Origin of the sequence: Kamptonema sp. UHCC 0994, from assembly GCF_029167235.1 — a bacterium.
GTDB lineage: Bacteria > Cyanobacteriota > Cyanobacteriia > Cyanobacteriales > Microcoleaceae > Kamptonema.
In genome coordinates, this window is sequence record NZ_JARFTR010000010.1 from 1 (window position 1) to 6900 (window position 6900).

Genomic DNA, 6900 nt, shown 5'->3' on the forward strand with positions numbered 1-6900 from the left:
GGAGCGGGGGAGATGAGGAAACTCTTTCCCCAATTAGCAATTAGCAATTAGCAATTAGCAATTAGCAATTAGCCATTAGCCATTAGCCATTAGCCATTAGCCATTAGCCATTATAATTAACTTCACAATTACAACTCCTCACTCCGGGAATTTTGATCTACAATTTAATTGTTGCTTCTGATAAAGCTCCTTGCATTTTACCCAACCAATCAATCAAATGATCTAATTGTTTATCAGCAGTCAAAACCCCCATCCCTCGGATAGTAACTTTTCCCTTACTGTAAACAAAACGAGCGTGAAGATGATCCGGTAAATTTGCTTTAAGTAAATTCCAACCCGGTTCCTCCATTGGCGTTTCTAAAACAATGTGTTGCTTATTCTCCGGTTTAATCCGCGAAAAGCCGATTTTCATTGCTAATTGTTTCAATTGAACTACTCGAATTAATTGTTGAGCAGGTTTAGGAATTGGGCCGTAGCGATCGCACCACGCCGCCTCTATTTGACTCAACTCTTCCAGTGTACTAGCAGAGGCGACAGAGCGATAAGCGCTCATTTTTTGATCCAAATCTGTGATATAATCCGCCGGAATAAACGCTGTCAGGGTCAAATCAATTTGCGTATCTTCCACCTGCGGGATTTCCTGACCCTTAATCTCCCGAATCGCCTCTTCTAACATCTGGGAGTACAAATCAAAACCGATCGCGTCCATTTGACCAGACTGTTCTGCTCCTAAAATATCACCAGCACCGCGAATTTCCAAATCTCGCATTGCTAACTGATAACCAGATCCCAATTGTGCAAATTCTTGAATCGCTCTCAACCGCTGACGCGCTTCATCAGTAAGGCTGTTTTGATTGGGATAAAATAGCCAAGCGTGGGCCTGTACCCCCGCCCGTCCCACGCGACCTCGTAATTGGTAAAGTTGAGCTAAACCAAACCGTTGCGCGTCTTCAATCAAAATTGTGTTGACGCGGGGAATATCCAAACCTGACTCAATAATCGTCGTACATACGAGGATATCGAAATCCGCAGCACTAAAAGCCAGCATAATTGCTTCTAGTTCCGAAGCATCCATTTGACCATGCGCGATCGCAATTTTTGCCCCCGGAACCATTACCCCTAATTGTGCTGCTAAATCATCAATTCCCTCAATGCGCGGTACTACATAAAATACCTGACCTCCCCGATCTAATTCCTGGCGAATAGCAGTCCTTATTACCTCTGGATCGTAAGCAGCTAAATGAGTTTGAATTGGGCGGCGGGTAGGGGGTGGAGTTGCAATTAAACTCATTTCCCGAATCCCAGAAAGTGACATATATAACGTCCGAGGAATTGGTGTTGCTGTGAGTGTTAGCACATCCACCATCGTTTTTAACGCTTTGATAGCTTCCTTTTGCTTAACTCCAAATCGCTGTTCTTCATCTACCACCATTAATCCTAAATCTTTAAACTTAACCCCCTTACCTAAAATTGCTTGAGTTCCCACAACTACGTCTAATTCCCCACTCGCTAAACGTCTTTGAATCTCCCGGCGTTCAGTCTCAGTACGGAAACGATTTAGTAAGCCAACTTCAATCGGATAAGGTGCAAAACGTTCTTTCAGAGTGTGATAATGTTGTTGAGTTAAAATTGTTGTCGGCGCTAACATTGCGACTTGTTTCCCAGCAGTAATTGCTTTGAAAATAGCTCGGATAGCGACTTCAGTTTTGCCGAAACCAACATCACCACAGACGAGACGATCCATCGGGCGATCGCTCTCCATATCGCGTTTTACATCTTGAGTCGCCTTCAATTGATCGGGAGTAGGTTGATAGGGAAAAGAATCTTCTAATTCCTCTTGCCAAGGCATATCTGGCGGGAAAGTAAAACCTACTTGTTTCGCTCTCATGGCATAAAGATTGAGCAAATCCACCGCTAATTTTTTAATAGCTTTGCGGACTCTTGCCTTAGTTTTTTCCCAAGTTGGGGCGCTAAGTTTATTGAGTTCGGGAGTGCGAGCGCCAACTGTCCGAAATCGAGATAGTGCACCTAATTGATCGGCTGCTATTCTCAGCGTACCGTCGCCATATTGAATCACCAAATATTCGCGAGTTTCCTGATTAATTGTCAGGCTTTCCAATCTCAAAAACCTGCCAATCCCGTGCTGGCGATGAACGACATAATCATTCGCACTCAGTTTATTGGGGTCAACTTGTTTAGAGGCCGCACGCCGACGTTTACGGATATAGCTAAAAGTAGCTAGGGAGTGTTGACCGTAAAATTCGCGATCGGTGACAACAGCTAATCGGAAAGTGGGGAGAATAAAGCCTTCTAATTCGGCAACTCCGCTGTATTTTAAGGCGATTGGCAAGTGTTGGGCTTGCAGTTTATCAATGGCTAAATAGTCGCGGGGATTGGGAATAAATTGAGATGGACAGTCATGTTCTGATAGCAGAGAAACGGAACGGCTAGGTTGAGCAGAAACCAGAAAAATAGAAAAGCCGCGATCGCGTTCTTGTCTGACCATTTCTGCCAGTTTCGCGTATTGGTGCGGCATCACCGGTACGGGACGACTGGCTAAATTAATAGAGCTTTGAGATTGCTTCGTTGCACTCGCAACGCTGGGCGCTTTTGACTTTTGAGTTGAAGCATCTTCTGCTAATTCTGTGAGGGAAATGCGATCGAATTGTTCCACATCTGCCAAAGAATCAGCAAAAGAGCGGTGAATTTTGGGTAATTCCAAATTTTCATTCTCAATTCTCCAATGTTCTTGGGCTACTTCAAACCAGCGATCGCTATGAGCTTGACATTGACCTGGTTCGTCAATAGCTACTAAAGTATTCTCAGGCAAATAATCCAACAAACAAGCTGGCTGTTCAAAAGCTTTACCCAACAACCGACGGGGTACTTTTTCCCCTTCCCCTTCCCCTTCCCCTTCCCCCTCGCCACTAGCTTGAAGAGCAGCAGCAATAATTGGGCTAAAATCCGTAGGAGTCAAAACCAACTGATTAATTTTGTCAAGCGATCGCTGGGTAGATGGGTCAAATTCCCGCATTTGCTCTAACTCATCCCCAAACCACTCCAACCGCACTGGCAACTCCGCCGCCACTGGATAGACATCCACGATATCGCCGCGCCTGCTCCACTGTCCCTCCATTTCCACCAGAGAAACGCGATCGTATCCCATTTGAGCAAGTTTCAGGTCAACTGCCTTAGAATCCCAACTCATACCCCGCTTCAGGGTCAAACAAAAGGGTTTAAAAGCCGATACAGGGGGTAAATGAGGTTGCAGTGCCCTTTCTGTAGCAACAATGGCGATCGAAGGGGAAGAGCGGGAGAGAGGGGGCGGGGGAGATGGGGAGATAGAAGACGGAACTCTCTCCTGTGCCCCTCCGTCCCCCATTTCCCCCTCTCCCAATTCCCCATTCAGCAAATCGGCTAAAACCTGCATTTGCCCCCAAGTCATCTCACTTTGCTCGGAGTAAGATACCTCGTAAGGGGATGCCTCAGAAGTTGGATAACAGTGAACCGCTTGCCAACCCATCGCTTCCAGTTGAGAGGCCCAGCGGCCTGCTTCCTCTAAAGTTGCCGCTACTACAAGTAAATTTCGCCCTTCTTGCTGTGCTAAAGCTGAAACTGTCAAACCTTTGGGCAAACGGGCGACACCGGAAAGCTGCAAGCACCGGTGCCGTTTCAGTTGGGTGAGGAGTTCTGCTGCTAGTTGCGATCGCCCAATGGTACGAATAATCGAAGAGAAAGCCATGTTTTATGGAAGTGCTTATACTCCTTCGGACAAAAAAGCCGGAGGATATTTACGTAACTTCTTCACTGTACAGAATTTACCATCAAATTAATGACCCGCAGGCACACCAATCCTGCGGGTCATTATTTGTGGGAGGCGATCGCACATTTAGCTTTGCACGATCGCACACAGCTCTTTAAACAGTTCCCGGACACAACGCGCAATCACTCGCTGACGGGCCAACTTAACAGGAGTCCCCCCCTTCTTCCGTCGTCGCAAGTTTTCAGACGGTGACATCCGCTCCTCTCCATACTGAAACACCAGCGGCGGATTATTTTTTGTAGTCTCAATCCGGGTAAACAACCACTGCCACAGAGCTTTACGGCATAACGCACTGCCTGACTGCTTACCCTTCTTTTTCTGCCCAGAATCCTCTCTCACCACCCTCATACCGAGAGCTCGCATGAACCGCCGTTCGGAGAGCTTAAGTTTGGATTGAGCCCCGGTCAGGCGGTTTTTCCTGATTTTGACTTCAGGTTTACCATCCTTGAGAAAGTCACAGATTGGGTAAATTGCTCCCAGCAAGTAACCCTGTAACTGGAACCCTAAACCGAATTTAGTAAAAATTTCCCGATAAGGACAAAGAGTCTACGAATCTCCCAAAAGCCGAAGCTTACTTCACTGATTAAGACCCATTTATTTTGTCCAGTTGATTGTGCAGGCTGGCGCTTACGAAGAGGCGATAGCAATTAAGCTAATTTCCATCCTATGACTTGTTGTGGCTTAGTTTCAGGGGGAGTTTCGTCTAAAATTTCAGTAATTTGTGTGGAGGTAATTGGTTGATTAGGTGGTGTTTCGTCTAAAACTTTTTGCCATTTTTCAGCTAGAGTTGAGTTACCGTATTCATTAACAGTGTTGAACTTTACTAGCGGTAATGCTTGAGCGACACAGTTAGGAAGTTGCTCGAATCCAGCGGCGGCCAAGTTAAGGCAGACTTGAGCAGCAGAGATGATTTTGGTGCAATAGTTAGCACTTTTCCTGAGTGCTTTTAAGCAATAGTCTTTGAAAGATTTGAAGCCCTGTGTTTTATACAGTTTGTGATATCGCATCCGGTCTAAGAAGTAGCCGATACGGATGTAACTGAGAAATCCTGATTGAATTTCTGTGTCTACGTTTTCGTAGGCGACATAGGGCCATTCCCACTCAGTTTCTACTAACGCTAAATCTTCTAGGATTTTCCGTAAAGGGTTTGATTCGTTTACTGAGTTGGGGTCGATGTAAAGTGCAGGATTCATTTTGAATTAGGGGAGGAAGCGATCGCCTCTAGCTCGACGATCGCACATCAACTGATTGGGAGAAAAAATTCAATGTCTATCGGAAACGTGGCGGTGGGTCACGCGCCACAGCTTCAGAGATGTTCAAGCTCAGTTGACCGGGGCTAGGTTGGGCAAAGTACCAACTGTCGATAAATTCTTGTGCGATCGTAATTTGCCCGTCTGGGCCATCAAGGTCTAATTCACACTCGCAGTGATAGGTGCGATTGCTTTTAGGAGGTGTGGCGTAAATTTGGTAGCCTTCATCAATTAGCAGTTCCCATGACCGATATTTGGCTTTGAAATAACCAGGTTCTACTAGAACCCACCATTCTTCCCCATCATCATCGTCATCTTCTTCGCACTTGAAAACTTCTGGCAGGATGGGCCTTTCCCACCATTCAGGTATATTCAGTTCGCTAAAGTCTCGCGGGATTGGGGGGAGTTCTAAGTCCGCTTGCGCGGCGATCGCATTCTCCACACCCTCAACTTCCAGCGGTGGAACTTCCCCCGGCGCGATCGCATCCTCCAACTCCTTAACTTCCAGCGGTGGAATTTCCATCACTTCTGATTCAGTGTCCTCACCTTCTGATTCTGAACAGTCTGAACAGTTGCAATAATCGTCACAGTCAATGCAGGGATCGTTCTCACAGCATTCAGTGCTGATGCCTTTGGCGGGCGTAGCCATTGCATCCAATTCTTCTTCGTGCTCAATCTTTGGTTCCTCAGTGGGAGTATGTCCCCATCCCTCATGACCGCAGTTGCGACAGTAAAAATAATGTTCTTTGGGGTCGTGGTAGTGGAAGCGCCGGATGTCCTGACTTCTACATTGAGAGCAATTTTCAGAATGTTCTGCCAGTTCTTTAGTTTGTGCCTGCGCCGGGGAAACTGGGGGAGTAGGGAGGGGCGTTGGGGAAACTGGGGGAAGTTCCATTGCTTCGGTCTGGGAAGCAGCAAGTTTTTTCTCCAGCATTTTGATCAGTTCGTTAGTTTCTTTTTCTATTGCTGCTGCTTTTGCTGCTGCTTTTGCTGCTGCTTCTGCTGCTCTGGCTTCGGCCCATCCTCTGTGAGTGTTTTCGCTCCCAGTTATTTCTTTTGCTAGTTCCTTAGATATTTGTGTTTCTGTTACTAAAACTAAGTTTTTGGGTAAGAAACTGCGGGCGCGATCGCCACTGATTCCCACTCGACCGCTGGGATAAAACTGGGTGATGTGACCGATCGCTTGCTCTGGATAATGCTTGTGCGCTACCAAGTCGCCGATAGAAAACTGATTTTCAACCATAAAAGTCTCCTGCAAAGTTCCAGCGAACTCTACGTATCCGTGAATTTACCTATGAGACACTACAGCCAAGGCAACTTTACGAACTCTGCATACCCCTATGGCCGGCTCGTCGGTTGCCCATTGTTGTATCTACTGATATCAGCATACTCATAATCATTCGGTGTGTCAATGAGTATGCTGATATTTCTGCTACTATATGGTTAGAAAGAAACAAGCTCAAGACGCTAAGCAGATGCCAGCACTGCAAATACTGAGGGAAGCCGCTGGTTTAACCCAAGCGGCATTAGCAAAACGAATTCCAGATAAAACTAGGACAAAGACTTTAAACCAGTCTGTAATCAGCAATTGGGAAACAGGTAAAGATGAGCCAGAGCTAACAATTGCTCAGGTTAAAGCACTGTGTCAGGCGCTTGGCAAAAACTTGAATGAACTACCTGATGATTTCGGCCCGCCCAAGCGAACTGGCAACTCACCACCGGGGGAATAAATCTCTACCCGTCCACTGGACACTGGAGCCAAGTCCAGTGGAAACCAAACCGATACTACAAAATGCAGCTTCCTGGCGTTGTGCAGCGGGAAGCTGC

At 46.5% G+C, this 6900-nt stretch carries 5 protein-coding genes; 1 reads left to right on the forward strand and 4 read right to left on the reverse strand.

The features are described from left to right. Positions 1-157: 157 nt before the first annotated feature. The 4 genes from mfd to PY364_RS01120 all read right to left on the reverse strand — a co-directional run bounded on the left by mfd (position 158) and on the right by PY364_RS01120 (position 6316). Positions 158-3742, reverse strand: coding sequence for a transcription-repair coupling factor (gene mfd / locus PY364_RS01105; protein ID WP_275519685.1), 3585 nt, complete (start codon positions 3740-3742; stop codon positions 158-160). 147 nt (positions 3743-3889) lie between these two features. After that, a complete protein-coding gene (locus PY364_RS01110) occupies positions 3890-4306 on the reverse strand; it encodes a hypothetical protein (RefSeq protein WP_275519687.1) in 417 nt (138 codons plus the stop codon). Positions 4307-4470: 164 nt separating this feature from the next. Further along, positions 4471-5016 carry a hypothetical protein gene (locus PY364_RS01115; RefSeq protein ID WP_275519689.1) on the reverse strand — a complete coding sequence of 182 codons (546 nt, stop codon included), beginning with the start codon at positions 5014-5016 and terminating at the stop codon, positions 4471-4473. Positions 5017-5092: 76 nt separating this feature from the next. After that, positions 5093-6316, reverse strand: coding sequence for a hypothetical protein (locus PY364_RS01120; protein WP_275519691.1), 1224 nt, complete (start codon positions 6314-6316; stop codon positions 5093-5095). Positions 6317-6512: 196 nt separating this feature from the next. On the opposite strand from PY364_RS01120, the gene PY364_RS01125 reads away from it, so the two are divergent. Next, positions 6513-6803 carry a helix-turn-helix transcriptional regulator gene (locus PY364_RS01125; RefSeq protein WP_275519693.1) on the forward strand — a complete coding sequence of 97 codons (291 nt, stop codon included), beginning with the start codon at positions 6513-6515 and terminating at the stop codon, positions 6801-6803. The last annotated feature ends 97 nt before the right edge of the window (positions 6804-6900 follow it).

Bases quoted from the DNA above. Each gene is read 5' to 3' on its own strand.
- mfd (WP_275519685.1), bottom strand. From the start codon at position 3,742: ATGGCTTTCTCTTCGATTATTCGTACCATTGGGCGATCGCAACTAGCA.
- PY364_RS01115 (WP_275519689.1), bottom strand. From the start codon at position 5,016: ATGAATCCTGCACTTTACATCGACCCCAACTCAGTAAACGAATCAAAC.
- PY364_RS01120 (WP_275519691.1), bottom strand. From the start codon at position 6,316: ATGGTTGAAAATCAGTTTTCTATCGGCGACTTGGTAGCGCACAAGCAT.
- PY364_RS01125 (WP_275519693.1), top strand. From the start codon at position 6,513: ATGGTTAGAAAGAAACAAGCTCAAGACGCTAAGCAGATGCCAGCACTG.